The sequence below is a fragment of the Pseudomonas sp. Irchel s3b6 genome (assembly GCF_900187415.1).
Classification (GTDB): domain Bacteria; phylum Pseudomonadota; class Gammaproteobacteria; order Pseudomonadales; family Pseudomonadaceae; genus Aquipseudomonas.
Genome location: NZ_FYDM01000016.1, coordinates 13,319 through 32,649 on the forward strand (window position 1 = coordinate 13,319; position 19,331 = coordinate 32,649).

General features: G+C 59.8%; 20 protein-coding genes. 10 read left to right on the forward strand and 10 right to left on the reverse strand.

The window, feature by feature from the left end:
* Positions 1–83: 83 nt before the first annotated feature.
* From CKW07_RS20910 to CKW07_RS20925, 4 genes are all read right to left on the reverse strand, one after another.
* Positions 84–968 carry an ABC transporter permease subunit gene (locus tag CKW07_RS20910; protein ID WP_095146842.1) on the reverse strand — a complete coding sequence of 295 codons (885 nt, stop codon included), beginning with the start codon at positions 966–968 and terminating at the stop codon, positions 84–86.
* On the reverse strand, positions 965–1,846 hold the full coding sequence (locus CKW07_RS20915; protein WP_176465357.1) for an ABC transporter permease subunit: 882 nt from the start codon (positions 1,844–1,846) through the stop codon (positions 965–967). The genes CKW07_RS20910 and CKW07_RS20915 overlap by 4 nt, the downstream gene beginning before the upstream one ends.
* A 29-nt stretch (positions 1,847–1,875) precedes the next feature.
* A complete protein-coding gene (potA, locus tag CKW07_RS20920; protein WP_095146844.1) occupies positions 1,876–3,018 on the reverse strand; it encodes a polyamine ABC transporter ATP-binding protein in 1,143 nt (380 codons plus the stop codon).
* A 230-nt stretch (positions 3,019–3,248) separates the two neighbouring features.
* Complete coding sequence (locus CKW07_RS20925; protein ID WP_095146845.1) at positions 3,249–4,010, reverse strand: gamma-glutamyl-gamma-aminobutyrate hydrolase family protein; 762 nt, start codon at positions 4,008–4,010, stop codon at positions 3,249–3,251.
* A 279-nt stretch (positions 4,011–4,289) separates the two neighbouring features.
* On the opposite strand from CKW07_RS20925, the gene CKW07_RS20930 reads away from it, so the two are divergent.
* From CKW07_RS20930 to CKW07_RS20945, 4 genes are all read left to right on the forward strand, one after another.
* Positions 4,290–5,666: a glutamine synthetase family protein gene (locus tag CKW07_RS20930; protein ID WP_095146846.1), complete on the forward strand. Its 1,377-nt coding sequence runs from the start codon at positions 4,290–4,292 to the stop codon at positions 5,664–5,666.
* A gap of 112 nt (positions 5,667–5,778) precedes the next feature.
* On the forward strand, positions 5,779–7,269 hold the full coding sequence (locus CKW07_RS20935) for an aldehyde dehydrogenase (RefSeq protein WP_095146847.1): 1,491 nt from the start codon (positions 5,779–5,781) through the stop codon (positions 7,267–7,269).
* Positions 7,270–7,322: 53 nt separating this feature from the next.
* Positions 7,323–8,606 (forward strand): FAD-binding oxidoreductase, encoded by a 1,284-nt coding sequence (locus CKW07_RS20940; protein WP_095146917.1) that lies wholly within the window; start codon positions 7,323–7,325, stop codon positions 8,604–8,606.
* A 202-nt stretch (positions 8,607–8,808) separates the two neighbouring features.
* A complete protein-coding gene (locus tag CKW07_RS20945) occupies positions 8,809–9,357 on the forward strand; it encodes a cupin domain-containing protein (protein WP_095146848.1) in 549 nt (182 codons plus the stop codon).
* 128 nt (positions 9,358–9,485) lie between these two features.
* On the opposite strand, the gene CKW07_RS20950 is transcribed toward CKW07_RS20945, so the two are convergent.
* Complete coding sequence (locus tag CKW07_RS20950) at positions 9,486–10,256, reverse strand: phytanoyl-CoA dioxygenase family protein (protein ID WP_095146849.1); 771 nt, start codon at positions 10,254–10,256, stop codon at positions 9,486–9,488.
* A gap of 247 nt (positions 10,257–10,503) precedes the next feature.
* Between CKW07_RS20950 and CKW07_RS20955 the strand changes: the two genes are divergently transcribed.
* Complete coding sequence (locus CKW07_RS20955; protein WP_095146850.1) at positions 10,504–10,698, forward strand: DUF1059 domain-containing protein; 195 nt, start codon at positions 10,504–10,506, stop codon at positions 10,696–10,698.
* Between the two features lie 192 nt (positions 10,699–10,890).
* On the opposite strand, the gene CKW07_RS20960 is transcribed toward CKW07_RS20955, so the two are convergent.
* From CKW07_RS20960 to CKW07_RS20970, 3 genes are all read right to left on the reverse strand, one after another.
* Entirely contained in the window at positions 10,891–11,181 is a 291-nt protein-coding gene (locus tag CKW07_RS20960; protein ID WP_095146851.1) for a hypothetical protein, read from the reverse strand.
* A gap of 266 nt (positions 11,182–11,447) precedes the next feature.
* Positions 11,448–11,930, reverse strand: coding sequence for a MaoC family dehydratase (locus CKW07_RS20965; protein WP_095146852.1), 483 nt, complete (start codon positions 11,928–11,930; stop codon positions 11,448–11,450).
* A 143-nt stretch (positions 11,931–12,073) separates the two neighbouring features.
* Positions 12,074–12,691 carry a LysE family translocator gene (locus CKW07_RS20970; RefSeq protein ID WP_095146853.1) on the reverse strand — a complete coding sequence of 206 codons (618 nt, stop codon included), beginning with the start codon at positions 12,689–12,691 and terminating at the stop codon, positions 12,074–12,076.
* Between the two features lie 263 nt (positions 12,692–12,954).
* Between CKW07_RS20970 and CKW07_RS20975 the strand changes: the two genes are divergently transcribed.
* Complete coding sequence (locus tag CKW07_RS20975; protein WP_095146854.1) at positions 12,955–13,407, forward strand: Lrp/AsnC family transcriptional regulator; 453 nt, start codon at positions 12,955–12,957, stop codon at positions 13,405–13,407.
* Between the two features lie 346 nt (positions 13,408–13,753).
* A complete protein-coding gene (locus CKW07_RS20980) occupies positions 13,754–14,020 on the forward strand; it encodes a hypothetical protein (RefSeq protein WP_095146855.1) in 267 nt (88 codons plus the stop codon).
* Between the two features lie 196 nt (positions 14,021–14,216).
* On the opposite strand, the gene CKW07_RS20985 is transcribed toward CKW07_RS20980, so the two are convergent.
* Positions 14,217–15,389 (reverse strand): DUF2252 domain-containing protein, encoded by a 1,173-nt coding sequence (locus CKW07_RS20985; protein WP_371850664.1) that lies wholly within the window; start codon positions 15,387–15,389, stop codon positions 14,217–14,219.
* 609 nt (positions 15,390–15,998) lie between these two features.
* On the opposite strand from CKW07_RS20985, the gene CKW07_RS20990 reads away from it, so the two are divergent.
* Positions 15,999–16,799, forward strand: coding sequence for a hypothetical protein (locus CKW07_RS20990; protein WP_095146857.1), 801 nt, complete (start codon positions 15,999–16,001; stop codon positions 16,797–16,799).
* A gap of 143 nt (positions 16,800–16,942) precedes the next feature.
* Here the strand turns inward: CKW07_RS20990 and CKW07_RS20995 are convergent, their stop codons facing one another.
* Complete coding sequence (locus tag CKW07_RS20995) at positions 16,943–17,191, reverse strand: hypothetical protein (protein WP_095146858.1); 249 nt, start codon at positions 17,189–17,191, stop codon at positions 16,943–16,945.
* Between the two features lie 355 nt (positions 17,192–17,546).
* On the opposite strand from CKW07_RS20995, the gene CKW07_RS21000 reads away from it, so the two are divergent.
* Entirely contained in the window at positions 17,547–18,071 is a 525-nt protein-coding gene (locus tag CKW07_RS21000) for a DUF3087 domain-containing protein (protein ID WP_095146859.1), read from the forward strand.
* Positions 18,072–18,143: 72 nt separating this feature from the next.
* Positions 18,144–18,842 (forward strand): GNAT family N-acetyltransferase, encoded by a 699-nt coding sequence (locus CKW07_RS21005; RefSeq protein ID WP_095146860.1) that lies wholly within the window; start codon positions 18,144–18,146, stop codon positions 18,840–18,842.
* The last annotated feature ends 489 nt before the right edge of the window (positions 18,843–19,331 follow it).

Genomic DNA, 19,331 nt, shown 5'->3' on the forward strand with positions numbered 1-19,331 from the left:
GGCGAGACGGTCTCAGGCTCAATGTAAAAGTGCAGTGAACACAAAGCCTGGGGCGAGGGGGCAAGCCCCCTCGCCACAAGGCACTAGGCCGTCGCTCCTGCCAGTGGCCGGGCGGGTTGCTGCCAGGATTCGTTGGCGGTCTGGTCCATGGCATCCTGGATCGCCCGCTTGCGATTGGCTTCGGCCTTGCGGCTGAAGTACCAGACCATGAAGGTCACGATCGATACCGCCAGCAAAATCAGGCTGGCCACGGCATTGATCTCGGGCTTCACGCCCAGGCGCACCGCCGAGAACACCTCCATCGGCAAGGTGGTGGAACCCGGGCCGGACACGAAGCTGGCGAGCACCAGGTCATCCAGCGACAGGGCGAACGACATCATGCCGCCCGCCGCCAGCGACGGCGCGATCATCGGGATGGTGATCAGGAAAAACACCTTCAACGGGCGTGCCCCCAGGTCCATGGCCGCTTCCTCGATGGACAGGTCCAGCTCACGCAAGCGCGCCGAGACTACCACCGCGACATAAGCGGCACAAAACGTGGTGTGGGCAATCCAGATGGTGACGATGCCACGCTCCTGCGGCCAGCCGATCATTTGCGCCATGGCCACGAACAGCAGCAACAGCGACAGGCCGGTGATTACTTCCGGCATCACCAGGGGCGCGGTCACCAGGCCGCCGAACAGCGTGCGGCCCTTGAAGCGGGTCACCCGGGTCAGCACAAAGGCGGCCAGGGTGCCCAGCGCCACCGCTGCAATCGCGGTGTAGCAGGCGATTTCCAGGGAGCGCACCACCGAGCCCATCAACTGGCTGTTGTCCAGCAGGCCGGCATACCACTTCACCGACCAGCCGCCCCAGACCGTCACCAGCTTCGAGGCGTTGAACGAGTAGATCACCAGGATCAGCATCGGCAGGTAGATGAACGTCAGGCCGAACACCAGCATCAATCTTGAAAAACCGAAACGGTTCATGCCCGTCCCTCCATCTCTTTGGCTTGGCTGCGGTTGAACAGCAGGATCGGCACAATCAGGATTACCAGCATGATCACCGCCAGCGCCGAGGCTACCGGCCAGTCACGGTTGTTGAAGAACTCCTGCCACAGCACGCGGCCGATCATCAGGGTCTCCGGGCCGCCCAGCAGTTCCGGAATCACGAACTCACCCACCACCGGGATGAACACCAGCATGCAGCCTGCGATGATGCCGTTGCGGGCCAGCGGCACGGTGATTTTCCAGAAGTTGTTGAAGTTGCTCGAACCCAGGTCCGAGGCGGCTTCCAGCAGGCTGGCGTCGTGCTTGACCAGGTTGGCATACAGCGGCAGCACCATGAACGGCAGGTAAGCGTAAACCACCCCGATATAGACGGCCGTGTTGGTGTTGAGGATCTCGATCGGGTGCGACGTCAGGCCGGTCCACATCAAAAACCCATTGAGCAGGCCGTTGTTGCTGAGGATGCCCATCCACGCATACACGCGGATCAGGATCGCAGTCCAGGTCGGCATCATGATCAGCAACAGCAGGACGTTCTGCGTTTCTTTGCTGGCCTTGGTAATGGCGTAGGCCATCGGGAAACCGATCACCAGGCACATGGCGGTACTGAGCAGCGCCACTTTCAACGAGCCCAGGTAAGCCGAGAGGTACAGCTCGTCGGCGGCCAGCAGCGAGTAGTTGCTCAGGTTCAGCAGCAGTTGGAACTTCTGTTCGGCGAAGCTGTAAATCTCGGAGTAGGGTGGAATGGCCAGGGCGGCTTCGGAAAAGCTGATCTTCATCACCAGAAAGAACGGCAGCATGAAGAACAGAAACAGCCACAGGAATGGAATACCGATGACGACCTTGCGACCGCTCGGCAAAAACCGCTGGAACTGCTGAGTGAGGGTATTCATGCGCGCAGTACCACGCCGCTGTCGTCTTCCCACCAGACGTAGACCTGATCGTCCCAGGTCGGACGTGCGCCACGGCGTTCGGCGTTGGCCATGAACGACTGGACGATCTTGCCGCCGGGCAGCTCGACGTAGAACACCGAGTGCCCGCCCAGGTAGGCGATGTCATGCACTTTGCCCTGGGACCAGTTGTAGCGGGTCTCGGGCTTGAGGGTGCTGACCAGCATTTTTTCCGGGCGGATGGCGTAGGTGATCGACTTGTCCTGCACCGAGGTGCTGACGCCATGGCCGACGTAGATCTTCTGTTCCAGATCAGGGCTGTGAATGATCGCGTGGCCCTCCAGGTCCTCGACCACGGTGCCGTCGAAGGCGTTCACGTTGCCGATGAACTCGCAGACCATGCGACTGACCGGTGCTTCATAGATGTCCACCGGGCTGCCGATCTGGGCGATCCAGCCCAGGTGCATGATCGCGATGCGCTCGGCCATGGTCATGGCCTCTTCCTGGTCGTGGGTCACCATCACGCAGGTCACGCCCACGCGCTCGATGATCTCCACCAGTTCCAGTTGCATCTGCGAGCGCAGCTTTTTATCCAGGGCGCCCATCGGTTCGTCGAGCAGTAACAGCTTGGGACGCTTGGCCAGGGAGCGGGCCAGGGCCACACGCTGGCGCTGGCCACCGGAGAGCTGGTGCGGCTTGCGCTTGGCGTACTGGGTCATGTGTACCAGGCGCAGCATTTCTTCGACCCGGGCGTCGATTTCGCTGGCGGGCAAACGGTCCTGCTTGAGGCCGAAGGCAATGTTCTGCGCCACTGTCATGTGCGGGAACAGGGCATAGGACTGGAACATCATGTTGATCGGCCGCTCGTAGGGCGGCATGTCGGTGATGTCCACGCCGTCGAGCAGGATCCGCCCTTCGGTGGGGCGTTCGAAACCGGCCAGCATGCGCAGCAGGGTCGACTTGCCGGACCCGGAGCCACCAAGCAGGGCGAATATCTCACCCTGATGGATCTCCAGGGACACATCGTCCACCGCAGTGGTTTCGTCGAATTTCTTGGTGACGCGATCGACTTTCACCAACACCTTTTTCGGTTGCTGATGACCTTCAAGCGTCTTCCTGTAAATGCTGGAGGCGTTTGCCATGTGAAACTCCCAACAGGTTTCAGTCGCCGGGCCAACACGGCCTGACTTAATAGGTGATTGCAAGCCCGTGCCGGGAGATGCCGGTCGGGCTTATTCGGCGCCGCCGTCCTGGCTGCCTGGTCGTACTTGTTGTTATTGCGTTTGGTGGTTTTCGCGAGGGGATGGCGCGCAAAGACGCGCCCGCCTGACTCGCGGGGGACCGTTCAATCGTTGAATGCGGTGTGCTGTCGTCAGCGCTGGTTGCGCAGCGCTGCCCGTTGCCGGCATGCGTCGCCAAACGCCTGGAAAATACTCAAGTAGGGAGGGTTGCTCAGCACCTGCCATTCCGGGTGCCATTGCACGCCGACGGCGAAGGCCTTGCTGTGCTCGAGGGAGACTGCCTCGATCAGGCCATCGGGAGCGATGGCTTCGGCGCGCAGGCCGGGGGCCAGGCGGTCGATGCCTTGACTGTGAATCGAGTTGACCTGGAACACCGCAGGCAGGTCCAGGGCTTCGAATACGCCACCCGGCTGCACCTTGACCGCGTGAGCCGGTGCGTACTGCACGGCCAGGTCCGGGTGATCGGCTTCGCGGTGATCGAGCATGCCGGGCAGCTCATGGACTTTCTGGTGCAGGCTGCCACCGAATGCCACGTTCATCTCCTGGAAGCCACGGCAGATGCCGAGCACCGGAACGCCCGCCGCAATGGCCATACGCAGCAAGGGAAGGGTGGTGGCGTCCCGCGCCGGATCGTGATCCGTGCCGGGTGCGCTGGCGGATCCCTGATAGTGGAAGGGTTCCACATTCGACGGCGAGCCGGTCAACAGCAGACCGTCGAGCTGCGCGAGCAGATCGTCGATTTCGGTCAGTTCGCCCAAGGAAGGAATGACGACGGGCAACCCCAGGGCCGCGACGCTGACAGCACGTACGTACTTGTCGCCGCTGATGTGGTAGGGGTGCAGGCCAATCTGTTTGACGCACGCAGTAACGCCGATCAATGGCTTGAATGCCATTTTTATCACCTCGAAGTTTCACACTTGAACGAGCTTTTCCAGAGCTTAGCCTCGTTGATTTTTTTTAACAACTCCAATGTAAAAGATTCTAAACGGCTGGTGAGTGAAAGCTTAGACTGGCTGCAGCTCTTGGGCGGTTTTTTGCTCGATTGATGGTCGTGGTGACCAATAAAATCAACAAAAAAGGCGCTTTGCTCGCTATTGACTTCACTTTGCCTTTCGGATTGACTGGGCTCGTGAAAGGGCGGTGAACATAATAATTAACATAATAGGTGCATCATGTCGGTACCCCTGCGTGCCGTTCAGCTCAACGAAGCGAACGCATTCCTTAAGAAACATCCTGAGGTTTTGTACGTCGACCTTCTGATTGCGGATATGAACGGCGTGGTGCGCGGCAAGCGCATCGAGCGCACCAGTCTCCACAAGGTCTACGAAAAAGGCATCAACCTCCCGGCTTCGCTGTTTGCCCTGGACATCAACGGTTCTACGGTGGAAAGCACCGGCCTGGGTCTGGACATCGGCGACTCTGACCGAATCTGCTATCCCATCCCCAATACCCTGAGCATCGAGCCCTGGCAGAAGCGTCCTACCGCGCAACTGTTAATGACCATGCACGAACTGGAAGGCGAGCCCTTCTTCGCCGACCCACGTGAAGTCCTGCGCCAGGTCGTGAGCAAGTTCGACGCCATGGGCCTGACCATCTGCGCCGCGTTCGAGCTGGAGTTCTACCTGATCGACCAGGACAACGTGAACGGTCGTCCGCAGTCGCCACGCTCGCCGGTTTCCGGCAAGCGTCCGCATTCGACCCAGGTGTACCTGATCGACGACCTCGACGAGTACGTCGACTGCCTGCAAGACATCCTCGAAGGCGCGAAAGAGCAGGGCATCCCGGCCGACGCCATCGTCAAGGAAAGCGCCCCGGCACAGTTCGAAGTGAACCTGCACCACGTGGCCGACCCGATCAAGGCCTGTGACTACGCGGTCCTGCTCAAGCGCGTGGTGAAGAACATCGCCTACGACCATGAAATGGACACCACCTTCATGGCCAAGCCGTACCCGGGCCAGGCGGGTAACGGTCTGCACGTGCACATCTCGATCCTTGATAAAGACGGCAACAACATCTTCGCCAGCGAGGATCCCGAGCAGAACGCCGCACTGCGTCACGCGATCGGCGGTGTGCTCGAGACCCTGCCGGCGCAGATGGCGTTCCTCTGCCCGAACGTCAACTCGTACCGTCGTTTCGGTGCGCAGTTCTATGTGCCGAACTCGCCGAGCTGGGGCATCGACAACCGTACCGTGGCGGTCCGCGTGCCGACCGGTGCGCCGGATTCGGTGCGCATCGAACACCGGGTTGCCGGTGCTGACGCCAACCCGTACCTGCTGATGGCCTCGGTCCTGGCCGGTATTCACCACGGGCTGACCAACGAGATCGAGCCGGGCGCTCCGGTCGAAGGCAACAGTTACGAGCAGAACGAACAGAGCCTGCCGAACAACCTGCGCGATGCGCTGCGCGAGCTGGACGACAGCGAGGTTATGGCCCGCTACATCGACCCGACCTACATCGACGTGTTTGTGGCGTGCAAGGAAAGTGAACTGGCCGAGTTCGAGAACTCCATCTCGGACCTTGAGTACAACTGGTACCTGCACACGGTTTGATGAGGCTGACACCCCGCGTGTGGCGAGGGAGCAAGCTCCCTCGCCACACGTTACTCAGCGCTCGTTTCATGTGTAAACACGATCACCTATTTCTCTGCGTCGAGTCACAACCATGACAAACACTCGCAGCGACTGGGAGCAACGCTTTCAGTCCTTATCCATAGAAGGTCGGGCATTCATTGACGGCCAATACCGCCCGGCAATCAGCGGCGATACGTTTGAATGCATCAGCCCCGTGGACGGGCGCTTTCTGGCGAACGTCGCCAGCACCGACGAAGCCGATGCCAATGCCGCCGTGCAGGTCGCTCGCCAGGCCTTCGAGTCCGGTGTCTGGGCCAAACTCGCCCCGGCCGAGCGCAAGCGCATCCTGATTCGTTTCGCCGATCTGATTCTGGAGAACCAGCAAGAGTTGGCGCTCCTGGAAACCCTGGACATGGGCAAGCCCATCAGCGATTCCATGGCCATCGACATTCCTGCGACCGCCAATGCGATCCGCTGGAGCGCCGAGGCGATCGACAAACTCTACGATGAAGTCGCGGCCACGCCGCACGACCAGTTGGGCCTGGTTACCCGGGAACCGTCCGGCGTAGTAGCAGCCATCGTGCCGTGGAACTTCCCGCTGATCATGGCCAGCTGGAAGTTCGCCCCGGCGCTGGCGGCGGGTAACTCGTTCATCCTCAAGCCTTCGGAAAAGTCACCGCTGACCGCGATTCGCATCGCTCAGCTGGCGCTGGACGCGGGCATCCCCAAAGGGGTGTTCAACGTCCTGCCGGGCTTCGGCCACACCGTCGGCAAGGCCCTGGCCCTGCACATGGACGTCGACGTACTGGCCTTCACCGGCTCGACGGCAATTGCCAAGCAACTGCTGATCTACGCCGGGCAAAGCAACATGAAACGCGTTTGGCTTGAGGCGGGTGGGAAGAGTCCAAATGTGGTGTTCGCCGACGCGCCGGATTTGCGCGCGGCAGCACAGGCTGCGGCCAGTGCCATTGCCTTCAACCAGGGTGAAGTCTGCACTGCGGGGTCGCGCCTGTTGGTGGAACGCTCGATTCGCGAGCAGTTCATCCCGCTGCTGGTGGAAGCCTTGCAAGCCTGGAAGCCCGGGCATTCGCTGGACCCGGACACCAACGTGGGCGCGGTGGTCGATCAGCGTCAGCTGGAGTCGGTGCTGCGTTACATCGAAGTCGGCAAGCAGCAGGGCGGGCAGTTGATCGCAGGGGGACGTCGCACCCTCGAAGACACCGGTGGCCTGTACGTGGAGCCGGCGATTTTCGATGGCGTGACCAACGCCATGACCATCGCCCGGGAAGAGATTTTCGGCCCGGTGCTGTCGCTGATCACCTTCGACACCGTTGAAGAAGCCCTGCACATTGCCAACGACAGCCTCTTCGGACTGGCAGCCGGGGTCTGGACCTGCAACCTGAGCAAGGCCCATACCTTCGCCCGTGGCCTGCGGGCCGGCAGCGTCTGGGTTAACCAGTACGACGGTGGCGACATGACGGCGCCGTTTGGCGGGTTCAAGCAATCGGGTAACGGTCGCGACAAGTCGTTGCATGCCTTCGACAAGTACACCGAGCTCAAGGCGACCTGGATCAAGCTCTAACCTTTTACACAGCAGCGGTTGCAGGCATCGGCGTGCGACCGCTCGGGAATTCAATCATGCAAAAACACGTAAACAGCTACTACGCCGCGACCCGCAACGAGACCCTCGATTTTCCGGTGCTCGAAGAGCTGGTCGAGTGCGATGTCTGTGTTATCGGCGCGGGCTACACCGGTCTGTCGTCGGCCCTGTTTCTCAGCGAAGCGGGCTACAGCGTCACCGTGCTGGAAGCCGCCAAGGTCGGTTACGGCGCCAGCGGTCGCAATGGCGGGCAACTGGTCAACTCCTACAGCCGCGACGTCGATGTCATCGAGCAGCGCTATGGCGACAAAACCGCCGAAGTGCTCGGCAGCATGATCTTCGAAGGTGCCGACATCATTCGTTCGCGCATCAAACAGTACGACATCAAGTGCGACTACAAACCCGGCGGCATTTTTGCCGCGCTGAACAAGAAGCAGCTCAAAGGCCTGGCTGAGCAGAAAAGCAGCTGGGAGCGTTACGGCAACCACAACCTGCGCATGCTCGATGCCGCCGAAATCGCCAGGGAAGTCGGTTCGAAAAACTACGTCGGCGGCCTGCTGGACTTGCAGGGCGGTCACGTACACCCGCTGAACCTGGCCTTGGGCGAGGCCGCCGCCATCATCGGCCTGGGCGGAAAAATCTTCGAACAGTCGGCGGCCGTGGAAATTACCTACGGTGAGCCGATTGTGGTCCGGACCGCCAAGGGCGTGGTGCGCGCCAAGTACCTGCTGATCGCCGGTAACGCCTACCTGCCACAGGACCTCGACAACCGTGTGACCCGTAAAAGCATGCCCTGCGGTTCGCAGATCGTGGTCACCGAGCCGTTGTCCGAGAAAGTGGCCAGGAGCCTGATCAGCAACAACTACTGCGTCGAAGACTGCAACTACCTGCTCGATTACTACCGCCTGACCGCCGACAACCGCCTGCTGTACGGCGGCGGCGTGGTCTACGGTGCCCGCGAGCCCGACGACATCGAGCAACTGATCCGGCCAAAAATCCTCAAGACCTTCCCGCAACTCAAGGACGTGAAGATCGACTACCGCTGGACCGGCAACTTCCTGCTGACCATGTCGCGCATGCCGCAGTTCGGCCGTATCGAGAAAAATGCCTACTACATGCAGGGCTACAGCGGCCACGGCGTGACCTGCTCGCACCTGGCTGGCAAGTTGATCTCGGAAATGATCCGCGGCGATGCCGAACGCTTCGATGCGTTTGCGTCCCTGCCGCACATGCCGATGTTCGGCGGCCGCACCTTCCAGGCACCGCTGACCGCCATGGGCGCGGTGTATTACGCCATGCGTGACCGTTTCGGCATCTAGTTTCAACCTCACCGACGGCCTTGCTGATTGAGGCCGTCGGATTTTTTACGGACCCTTTACCGAACCTGCTGAGCGGTGGGGGGCAAACGTGATTTAATAGCCGCCTTCACGTCTTCGGGACAGAGGAACGGCGCATTTCGCGACAGAAGTCGCCCGCCATCCACCCCACATTACCCTTAAGTTGTTCTCACATAAGGCTGTCATGGACACGGGCTCTCGACTCAAATTAGTACGCGAAAGCTACAAACTGTCCCAGCGCGAGCTGGCCCGGCGTAGCGGCGTCACCAATGCCACCATCTCCCTGATCGAACAGAATCGCGTCAGTCCATCTGTCAGCTCACTCAAGAAGCTGCTGGAGGGCATTCCCATGTCCCTGGCCGACTTCTTTACCTTCGACCAGCCGCCCCGCGAGCACCAGTACATCTTCCGCGCCAACGAGCAACCCGACCTCGGCCGCCACGGCCTGCGCCTGCTGCTGATCGGCGCCTCCGTACCCAGCCGGCAGATGCGCTTGCTGCGCGAACAATATGCACCGGGCGCCAGCTCGGGCGAAGAACCGATCGTGCACACCGAAGGCGAGGAGTGCGGGTTGGTAACGCGCGGTACCGTCGAACTCACGGTGGACGGCCAGGTGAGTGTGTTGAATGCCGGGGATGGCTATTACTTTCCGACGACCTTGCCGCATCGGTTCCGCAATATCGGGGCGGACGAGGCGGAGATTATCAGCGCGAATACGCCGGCTAACTTCTGATATTCAAAGCGGTGGGGGGCTGCAGTGGTGTGCCCTCTCATCATAATCGCTGGAGCGACGACCGAAAGAGCCCAAACCCCTTGACGGGTCAAGCGCGCAGGCGGTTCTGCGTACAGTGTGCGATCGGGTCAGTCGTATTCCGCTTCCTGATGCTCTCCTAACAAGCGCCGCTGACGTGGCGTGGCGGCAGCCAGCACCGTCGGGTTGAAGCGCCAGTGCAGATAGGGGGAGAACTTCTGCGCCACCATGCGTCGGCCGTAATGCACCTGCAACAGGTAGCGCGTGCGGTCGAGGGTTCGGTTGTTGCTACCGGCGTGCCACAGCTCGCTGCGTAACATCAGAACATCCCCGGCCGAACACAGCACCGGTTGCGCCGTATGGCCCTGCCACTGGCTTTCGCCACGAGCAGGCGGCCGGCCGGCTCGGTGACTACCCGGGATCACCCGGGTGGGGCAGAGCTCGGTATCGATATCGTCCAGGTAGAGGTGCGCGGTGCAGATCTGCATCGGCAACTCGAAGGCGGGGTCGGCCAGCAGGCTTTGCGGCAGCTTCATCGCCAGGTAATCCACATGCAATTCGGCGCCGACAAAGCCCGGATGGCAGCGCCAGGCAGTCTGGCCGATGATGTGACAGTCTTCTCCCAGGGCAGCCTCGGCCAATTCGATGATCCCGCCCAGATCGAGAAACGGTAGCCACAACGGGTCGCGGTTGAACACGCACTTGTAATGATCGAGCAGGCCGCTGTAGTCCCAGTGCTGCGGATCAAGGCAATCAATTGCAGTGCGCAGCGTGATGATCTGGGCGCTATCCAGCACGCCGCGCAGCAGTACGAAACCCTCTCGGTGCAAGGCCCGCAGACGGCTGGCGGTCAGTGATGGCAAGCGTTCGGTGGTGGCCATGGTGCGCACCCGGAAAATGCAGATAACTCCAACGCATACTGGCACTGCGCGTAGGGCTTCGCCAGGCTTGTCTCTTTCGGCAGGTCTGGCGCCTCATGGCGGAACGCCTTCAGCGATCCTTTGACCGACCTATACTTCAGGGATAATCACACTTGATGCGACGCGCAATTGTGTTCGATGTACCCCGTGGCGTGTCGAGCGGTCGTTCACGCAGGCGCTGGCCTGCCTTCGTATGGAGGAGAACATCATGGCGCGCAAATACATCGATTGCCGCGAATTTCCAAGTGACACCAAGTGTTCTGTCGCACTGTGTGCCGACTCTGAACAAGAATTGCTGGATGCCGCCGCGCAGCATGCGGTTTTGGTTCACAAACACATCGATTCGCCAGAGTTACGCGCACAACTGAAGACCATGTTTCACGATGGCACACCGCCGCTTTAAGCAGCGGCTTAATGCAGAAGGCTTGTCGGGGGATTCAGAACAGTCTGCGGGACTCATCTTGATGAGCCCCGCAGGTTTAACGAGCACTGAACGTCATCACCGAACGGAATACTTTGTTACCGGCCGTCCTCGTCTGGCTTCCTTCAAAACTTGCGACAGCGATAGTGTCGTGAGATCAATCGCAAGGGCGCGCTATTTGATCTGCACAATGACTGGACCTTCCGTTACGATCGGCGGATCCGCGTGGATACTCGAGGCATTTTTCTGAATCCACTCACGCGCGACTTTCAAGCTCGCATCGCTGCCGGCCTTGTCCGTGCAAACAGTCACCGACGTACCGCCATCACCCGTATTGAGCAGTGTGTAGCTTACGAGGCCAGGCACTGTCCGCAGGGTAGCTTCGACGTCGGCTTGGCGCTTTTCTAAAAGCTCGAAAAGCTGCTTTGCTCCAGTACCCAAGTAGGTTCTTATAACCGCATACATAGTCGTCTCCTTTGGGAGTACCGTCTTGATGCCAATCCAGATCTGCTGATGGCCGCTATCACTCAGGTTCAATTCGCCCCGATTTATAAAGCTTAGCCAAACGCCGGAGACAAGCGAAATGCAACGACCACCGGCTACTTTTGGTCGAAAGTGGCCTGTTGCCAAGGGCTGCAATCCACAACCCATTGCAGCCCGTCACAGCGTCTAGAAAACCAAGGGCGATTAGCCGCCAGTCATGAGGGGCAGCTTCCAATCCATAACGCTCATTAGTTGGCGTGCGTTACCCCGTTTGTGGGATCGCCCTTGGCAAGCATCTGCACCAGGAGTTCCTGCTCCTTCGCGCCTGGTAAAACCCCGCGGGTTTCTCCCTCCAGCACGATGATGCCGTCCTCGTTGGTGAGGGTGATCACCGCCGTTGCACGGCCTTTTTCATCCGTGCTCACAATGACCCAATGGCATGTCACGGTATCGCCAGCATAGACGGGGCGCTTGAAGTTGAATGTCATTGCCGACGCCAGCCAGCCGATCTGGCCGCCGATTTCGGTCACCAGGCTGGCGGTCAACAGACCGTGGGATACCGGTGCTCTGAAGTGACGGGCTTCGGCGAAATGCGCATCGAAATGCACCGGATTGTAGTCGCGGGAAATCTGCGCAAAGCGCTGGATGTCATCCTGCGAGAAGCGGCGGGAGAGGGTGAAGCTATCGCCCGTTTGAAGCCCTTCGGCTGCACGCTGTCTAAAGCTTTTCATTGAAGTCCCTTGTCTTATCGATCTGCAAAGAATGCCCGGCCCATGGAAAGTAGCCTGTTTTTACCTTGGAGGTGAAGATGCGGGCAGCGCCAAGTAGCACGCCGCGCATGTCGACGCAGCTCGGCAGATTCTGGAGATGACGGTCAGCGCAGGATCTGATCGATTAACAACAGTACGGCGATCATGATCATGATTGCTCCCGAGAGCCGACTGACTGCTTGAGCGGCCACGGGGCGCGCCTGCAATACGGCTCGAGAGCCGAAACCCACCAACAGGTAGATCACGCCGCAACTCAAGGCGTGAAGCAGTCCTAGCGCGATGATCTGCATCGGCACCGGCCAGGAAGCCGTCGGGTCGGTGAACTGCGGCAACAAGGCGAGAAACAGCAGGAAAACCTTGGGGTTCAGACCGCTCACGCAGGCACCTTTAAAGGTCCAGCGTGCCCAGGAGCCGGATGCCTGGTTCTCCCCGGCGCGAGGTGTCGAGGGATGCAAGAGCATGTTGATTCCCAGCCAAAGCAGGTACGCAGCACCGGCAACGGTCAGTATCGAAAGGGCAATGGGGTTGCTTGCAACCAGGCCGCCGACACCGGCCGCCACGATCAGCGTTGCCAATAGATGTCCAATCAACAATCCGGCCACGGCGGGCATCACGACACGACCCACCAGGCCGGCCGGTATCGCGTAGGCCCAATCCGCCCCGGGTGTAATCACGAACAAGAACGACACCGCCCAGAACGCGGCGAAAATACCAAGACTCATGCCTGTCTTACCTTCTGCTGCTGTACGAGTTCTTGTTCTGGCCTGATCGACAGCCGGAAGTGGCTTTTATCGAGTCATCTCGGGTGTTCTCAGCGGGGGTTCGCATTGTTCTTTCTCGTAGAAATCAAGGCAGCGTCCGACCTCATCCAGGCAAAGGCGGACGACCAGTGGTTATAAAGTTCACGGAAAGAATAATTGAATATGCTTAAAATATTTTCTCTATTATTCCAATGTAAATACTTAATAAAGGTAGATAATTTTATATGGACAGGATTGATCAGAAGATTCTTGCCGAACTTCAGGTTGATGGACGATTGTCGGTTACCGAGTTGGCAGAACGGGTCGGTCTGAGCCTGTCTCCCTGCCACCGAAGAGTGCGTGCGCTGGAGGAGGCGGGCGTGATTCAGGGCTATCGCGCGCAGCTCTCGCCCAGCGCGCTAGGCCTGAACTTTTCGGCAATGGTGTTTGCGACGCTGCGCGAGGGTGATCACCAGGCGGTTGCAGCATTCGAAGGGGCGCTTGAGCAGATACCCCAGATCGTCGAGGCTCAAAGGCTTTTTGGCGAGCCCGATTATCTGCTTCACGTCATCACCCGCGACCTGCCAGCCTTTCAACAGCTCTATGATGAGCGCCTTTCCACGTTACCCAACGTCCAGCGATTGACCTCCACCCTTGTGATGAAGCGTGTCATTCAAGACCGTTCGCTTCCCCTATGAATGGCCAGGGTTGCCTCTGTAGAAATCCGGGCCTGTGACCAAACCGCAATCGGGAGTATCGAGGGGCCGAGTGGACAGCAATCAAGCCCCTCCTGCTCCTGGCAAAGACGCCCTAAACCCCTTTGGTAGAAGGCAGCAGGATCGTCCCCGGACATTGAAGAACAGCCCGCTACGGCGTGCGACATCAACTCCCTTGCGGGTCTGCCGATGTCGACCTATCGTTAAATTCCAGGCACTGACAACGAGGCAGTTTCGGTTTGTGAGGCAAAGAATATCCCCGCCCAGCCGTGTACGGCCGATGCTCGGGGAGCACAGTGATTGAGTACTCTTGAACAGGAGGAAAATCATGATGGGCAAGCACTACTTGATTGCCCTGGCGACACTGGCCATCGCCGCAGGCGCGCAGTGGATGCCACTGACGGCCTACGCGACCGACCAGGCTGATCAACGGCAGGAGTCGCGGGATACGAAGCAGGAAGGACGCGACGCAGCAAGGGAAACCAAGGAAGCGTGCAAAGAGGGTGATGAAAAGAACCGTGCCGAATGTCGCCAGGACAAGCGCGACACCAAGCAGGACACGCGCGATACCGCGCGGGATGTCAAGTATCAGTAGTTGACGTGGATAGCGCCCCACGATGCTGTCGGGGCCTGAACGTGGTCGATCTTTTCGGGAAGCGGTTGTCGCTGCGCGGTGCGGCTGGAGACGAATGTCGGCACCTGTACCGCGCACTTCAACTCTCTGGGAGATCAAGGGGTGCGGCCCATTGCGCCCATCCAGAAACCCCGTTGCCTGCCAGGCTGATCTGGGCTCACTCTTCTTCTCTCAGCGCCTGGATCCGTCCGGACTTTTCCGCAGCCAGCAGTGCGGCATGGTCTTTCGCGTTTTGATCCGCATAACTTATGGCAAATTTGCCGATGGCCTGGTCGAAGGTGTCCGTCTTGCCCAAATACCCACTGATGAGTGCGGAGTCTCCCGATTTGGCGTGGGCGCGGGCCAGGGTACGACCACACAGGTCGGCGTACAGCTTCATTCGGGAGGCCGTGCCCCCTTCAATCGGCGCTGACATTTTCATGTCCCGTAACTGGCGGACAAAAAAATGCCGGCCATTGCGGCCTCGTGTCCAGCCCAGAAAGATGTCGCTGGAGGACTGCATCAGTCGTTGTCCGGTGACAACGCGCTGGCCCTGGTTCTCGTAGTCGCTCTTGCCGGCATAGGGCGCCAGCACCGAGGGGCTGGCTTCCTTGAATTGCAGGAGCAAAGGGTGGTTTTCCGCGGAAAAGAACAGACCGACGAAACAATAGGTACCGACGCTGCCGATCCCGACCGCCTTGACGGCAATGTCTTCGAGGCGGTAACGATCGAAGAGCACGCGCCGTTCATGGGGCAGGGACAATCGATAATCTTGCAGCGCCATCTGCACTCGCTGCAGAAAGCCCTTTTCATAGACATGAAACAGAATGGGCGGCTGATCGATCAGTCGTCGCCGTCCGCCTACTTCGCCACTGATCTTGGGATAGAGGTAATCGCCTATCCGGATTTTGGCCTTTGCGATCATTTGCTCGCGAAATTTTTTAACTTCCGCGTTGGGTGCCAGATCAATGATCGCTTGCGCGTCCAGGCAGTCGTACCAGACCTCCAGCGGGTTCAGCTTCGACAGTTTGCGCAGGTGCTCACGGTAAGCACGAACGCATTCGACGGCGGCGCTGCGTGCCTCTTTATCGCTGAGTCGGTTGTCGCGTGCGGCCACGGCAAAGCTGATCGCCAAGCGTTTTATATCCCATTCCCAGGGGGCGGGCAGGGTTTCGTCGAAATCGTTGATGTCAAAAATCAGATTGCGCTCGGGTGTCGCGAACAATCCGAAGTTCAACAGGTGGCAATCCCCGCAGGCTTGCACCCGAATGCCGGTGAGAGGGGTCGTGGCCAGGTCATGGGCCATCAGCCCCGCAGAGCCCCGTAAAAAGGTGAATGGACTGCGCAACATGCGCCCGTAGCGCACAGGCACCAGATCGGGCAGTCGATAGCGGTTGGACTGCTCGAGCAACTCGAGAGGGTTTCGATGTTTGCGCGGCGGGTTCCATACGGCGTGCGCCGAATGTGGCACGCCCTCGCGTAATTGCTCGCCTGCGCTCAGGCGCTCCTTGCGTGAGCGAAAGACCGGCTCGTCCCCGGTGTCCTTTACTTTGCGGGGGGAGTTTTTGCCAGAGCGCTTGGTGCCGGGAGCCATATCCACTCCTTTGCTCAACGAAGTCTGACTCGCTTGGGCACAGGACCGGGTCATGCGTCGGTTTCGTCAGCCCACCGTGTCATTGCCAGGAAAACCATTGCGTGTGCGTGCACCAGCATCCTGGCAAGCGCCGCAGACCCTCGTCACAAGCTTAGCAGTTCTGGTCCCGGGTGCCGGGGAGTGCCTATGCCAATGAGGGGGGTGGCAATCGCCACAATATCTTCCCCCTTGCGCTACGGCTGCTAAGCTTCGAGTTGGCTGCATCCGTGCCAGTCCATGGCCAGACGTTGAGGGCGTGTCCTCGGTTTCAACCTCCGCTTCCATTGAGGTGGGAGCGACTGTCGGCAACCTGCAAGGAGGCAGTCGATGGTGATCAAGTGCAGGGTCGATTCGAGTGCGGACGGTATTCTTGAGCCGCTCGGTCATGAAGAGCTTGAGCAGGTGCTGGTGTCACTGCTGGCCAGTCCTTCGTTCGCCAGGTCCAGGCGGATGGGCAGCCTGCTGCGTTTTCTGGTGGAGCATGACCCGCAATGCTTGAACATTCCCCTTACCGAGCACGCCATCGGTATCGCGGTATTTCGTCGTGATCCGGCGGTCTACTGCACGGGCGACGATCCGGTGGTGCGGGTGCAGGTGGGCCGGTTGCGACGCAAGCTCGCCACTCATTACGCCACCGTCGGCCAACAGGAAACCGTACGCCTGAGCATTCCGGCCGGTTGTTATCGGCTGGCTTACCAGCGGCTGCGTCCCAAGGGGGTCAGCCCTCGTCATCCTGTTCTACACGTCCAACCGTTTACCTGCATCACCCACGATGGCGACGACTTTACCCGGGGCCTGTGCGAAGAGTTGAGCTGCCGGCTGTTCGAGTCGTTCGAGCAGTCGCAGAGCGGTACCAGTCAGGTGCTGATGAAGGTGCCGCGCAACAGTGTGAAAGTACCGGACACGGTGCGGGCCGGGCGTGGCAGCTATTGCCTGGAAGGCAGCGTGCGGGTGGAGCCGACCCGGGTCCGGGCGTCATTGCGCCTGATTGATGTGGCTCAAGGCCGGATTCGCTGGTCAGCGCAGTTCGATCGCAATCAGCCCTGCGGCATCGCCGCCCAGGAAGACCTGGCGGAGTCTATCTGTCAGTCGCTGACGGGCTATTTCGCCAGGGGAGACGCGTGCTGAGTGGTGGGGGGAAAGCGCAAGATTGTCCCGGCGGTATGCTGCATATCGGTGTTGCACCAACGGGAATGTGTACCGGGAGGGCCTCGCCGGGACCTGTGTGGTGAAAAACAGCGGGGCGGTCGTGCAACCGCCCCACCGTGGCTTCAGTGCGCTGGGCTACTGACCCGCGCATCGGCCCAGACGAAGTTCCAGCTGTTTCGTTTGCCTTTGGCGACCTCGATCAGCTTGTTTTCATACACGGTGTGATTGACCGTGCCGGTGTAGGTCAGGGTCCGGGCGGCGTTGTTCCCGGTGACCTCGCCCGGTTTGCCGCCCGACTCGACCATGGCTTTTTTCAGATCGGCCTCTGAAGGGGCACTGCTCTGGTTTTTCTCAACGGTTACGAAACTCATGATGTCACCTCTTCCGTGATGGGGGATCGGCGGGTAGCAGGGCCGACAAGTGTTCACTTCCCTGCAAACATACCGACGGCACTACTCTATTGGCCTGTCGCGCGGCGCAGAAGTGACAACCGGGCCGGTAAGGTAACAATCTGGATACAGCCGGCTCGGGTCATGTATCCGCGACGTATCAACCGGGGGTGTCTCAGGCCCTCGCTGTTCAATTCCCGGTCCAGTCGTCGACCGAGCGTCCTCGACCGATTCCGCAGTGTGAGCCTTGCCGTGCATTAAACGTGTCTGTATCGGGCGCTACGGGCGATAATGCCGCGCAATCCTGTTTTCAACCTAGCCAAAGAGCGCTGCCGTGATGTTCGAGATCAAACCGTGGAACCCCGAGACCTTTCGCCAGCAGACGCGTCGCAGCACCCTGATCATTGCCGCGACCTTCATTGCGCTGGCGATGGCGCTGTCCACGCTGGCGGTGATGGTGTTCGGTGAGCCCGGTGGCGACAATTTCCGCTACAACCTGGGCGGCGTCATTGCAGCCGTGGTCATCAGCGCCGCGCTGATGAAGCTCAAATTCTGGTCCCAGCCCTGGATGGCGGCGGCGGTGTACGGCTGGCAGCTCAAGCGCAGCCTGATGAGCGTCACCAACGTCATGCACCAGGTCACCGATGCGGTGCAGGCCGGCAACCCGAGCGCGATGAAGCTGTTGCGTTTTTATCACCTGGGGCTGGCGCAGATGCATCAACTGGACGGCAACACCAGCAGCCTCAGCCAGATGGTGCACGAGATGGACCAGCACAAGGCCAACATGGAGGCGCAGGGGCTCGAGACCGAGCAGACCCGGTTGAACCCTGAGTGGATAGCCGTGGTGAAGGCCAAGGCGTAACCGGTGCCGACGAGATGCCCCCTCATGACACTGCCCACTTTCAACGTCTTAACCCTCGGAGCCAGACCGCCGATGTTCACGATCAACCACTTTGCTGCGCCGTGCTCCGAGCACGTCAATGATCAGATTCTGCAGATGGTCGTCGACAATCTGACCGATATCAGCGCCGTCGCTTTACCGCCAAGCAACCCGTTGTTTGCCGTCTATCAATATGCGGTGGGGTATGAGGTTCATCTCTACCTGCAGGCCCTCGATGGCTCCAAAGGCATTGCGGTCGAATTGATCGCGGCGATGGATGAGGAGGATCCGTCAAAGGTGCTCGGCTTCTTGCTGTACCTGCCGGTCAAGGATGATCCCCAGGCCTGCGGCGTGGCCTTCTTGGCCGTGCACGCCAGTCATCGGCGCCGAGGCATTGCCCGCGCGATGGTGCAGGACATGCTTGGCCGCTACCCCCATGCCGAACTGACCTGTGCCGTGGGCAAGGTGCCGTATTTCGAAGCGCTGGGCTTTCAGGTGCTGGGCACCCGCGGTCACCAGGTGCTGATGAACACCCGGGACCACGTCACGGACGGCTTGATGGGGGTGCTGGATGTGACGCCGATCTACAGCTCCACCGAGGTGCGGCAGATTCATACCTATCTGCTACAAAAGAACGGCAAACGGGCGATGCTCGATGCCGAGAAACAGCGCGACCGGCATCTGGATCAACTGGCGACCAAGGCCAGGGCGTTCGTGCAGGCCCGCTTGCACGGCGCATCCCACGACGCTTGAAGGCGGGACATACGCTGATGTTCCGCGTCACAAGGTGTCTCGTCCTCAGACAGGTGTAAACCGTGTTCAGGGCGTGACACAGGTGAAAAAAAGCCCAGGCCTGTGCCGGGCTTTATGCTTTTCGGGTTTCGTGCAACTAAAAAAGAGCCTCAAAGCTCTTTGATGGGGAGGAAGTAGAGCCCAGAGGCTCAAGATGCACGTGGAACCAGTGGCGAGCTTGATTGGGGTTCAGAACACTCGCCACTCACGCAACGGCTGGAGCACTCAAGCCCTTGCGTAAAGTTATCGTAGAAAGATGGGGGGGCGGGCTCAAGTACCGCTAGTCGCATGCAGCGCAGGTATTTGCGCGGGCTGACGAGCTGCCTGACTATTTCCGATAGGGCCATCATTTCGCGACTATTCTGTGATTTTGCACCGGCAGAACGGTGCCGTTGTTGTCGTACCAAAGTGAATAACCCCGCTATTCATTAGTAGGAAACAGCATTTAGC

Excerpts from the sequence above, each read along its gene's own strand:
- CKW07_RS20910 (WP_095146842.1), bottom strand. The coding sequence starts at position 968 with ATGAACCGTTTCGGTTTTTCAAGATTGATGCTGGTGTTCGGCCTGACG.
- potA (WP_095146844.1), bottom strand. The coding sequence starts at position 3,018 with ATGGCAAACGCCTCCAGCATTTACAGGAAGACGCTTGAAGGTCATCAG.
- CKW07_RS20925 (WP_095146845.1), bottom strand. The coding sequence starts at position 4,010 with ATGGCATTCAAGCCATTGATCGGCGTTACTGCGTGCGTCAAACAGATT.
- CKW07_RS20930 (WP_095146846.1), top strand. The coding sequence starts at position 4,290 with ATGTCGGTACCCCTGCGTGCCGTTCAGCTCAACGAAGCGAACGCATTC.
- CKW07_RS20935 (WP_095146847.1), top strand. The coding sequence starts at position 5,779 with ATGACAAACACTCGCAGCGACTGGGAGCAACGCTTTCAGTCCTTATCC.
- CKW07_RS20945 (WP_095146848.1), top strand. The coding sequence starts at position 8,809 with ATGGACACGGGCTCTCGACTCAAATTAGTACGCGAAAGCTACAAACTG.
- CKW07_RS20950 (WP_095146849.1), bottom strand. The coding sequence starts at position 10,256 with ATGGCCACCACCGAACGCTTGCCATCACTGACCGCCAGCCGTCTGCGG.
- CKW07_RS20955 (WP_095146850.1), top strand. The coding sequence starts at position 10,504 with ATGGCGCGCAAATACATCGATTGCCGCGAATTTCCAAGTGACACCAAG.
- CKW07_RS20960 (WP_095146851.1), bottom strand. The coding sequence starts at position 11,181 with ATGTATGCGGTTATAAGAACCTACTTGGGTACTGGAGCAAAGCAGCTT.
- CKW07_RS20965 (WP_095146852.1), bottom strand. The coding sequence starts at position 11,930 with ATGAAAAGCTTTAGACAGCGTGCAGCCGAAGGGCTTCAAACGGGCGAT.
- CKW07_RS20970 (WP_095146853.1), bottom strand. The coding sequence starts at position 12,691 with ATGAGTCTTGGTATTTTCGCCGCGTTCTGGGCGGTGTCGTTCTTGTTC.
- CKW07_RS20975 (WP_095146854.1), top strand. The coding sequence starts at position 12,955 with ATGGACAGGATTGATCAGAAGATTCTTGCCGAACTTCAGGTTGATGGA.
- CKW07_RS20980 (WP_095146855.1), top strand. The coding sequence starts at position 13,754 with ATGATGGGCAAGCACTACTTGATTGCCCTGGCGACACTGGCCATCGCC.
- CKW07_RS20985 (WP_371850664.1), bottom strand. The coding sequence starts at position 15,389 with ATGTTGCGCAGTCCATTCACCTTTTTACGGGGCTCTGCGGGGCTGATG.
- CKW07_RS20990 (WP_095146857.1), top strand. The coding sequence starts at position 15,999 with ATGGTGATCAAGTGCAGGGTCGATTCGAGTGCGGACGGTATTCTTGAG.
- CKW07_RS20995 (WP_095146858.1), bottom strand. The coding sequence starts at position 17,191 with ATGAGTTTCGTAACCGTTGAGAAAAACCAGAGCAGTGCCCCTTCAGAG.
- CKW07_RS21000 (WP_095146859.1), top strand. The coding sequence starts at position 17,547 with ATGTTCGAGATCAAACCGTGGAACCCCGAGACCTTTCGCCAGCAGACG.
- CKW07_RS21005 (WP_095146860.1), top strand. The coding sequence starts at position 18,144 with ATGTTCACGATCAACCACTTTGCTGCGCCGTGCTCCGAGCACGTCAAT.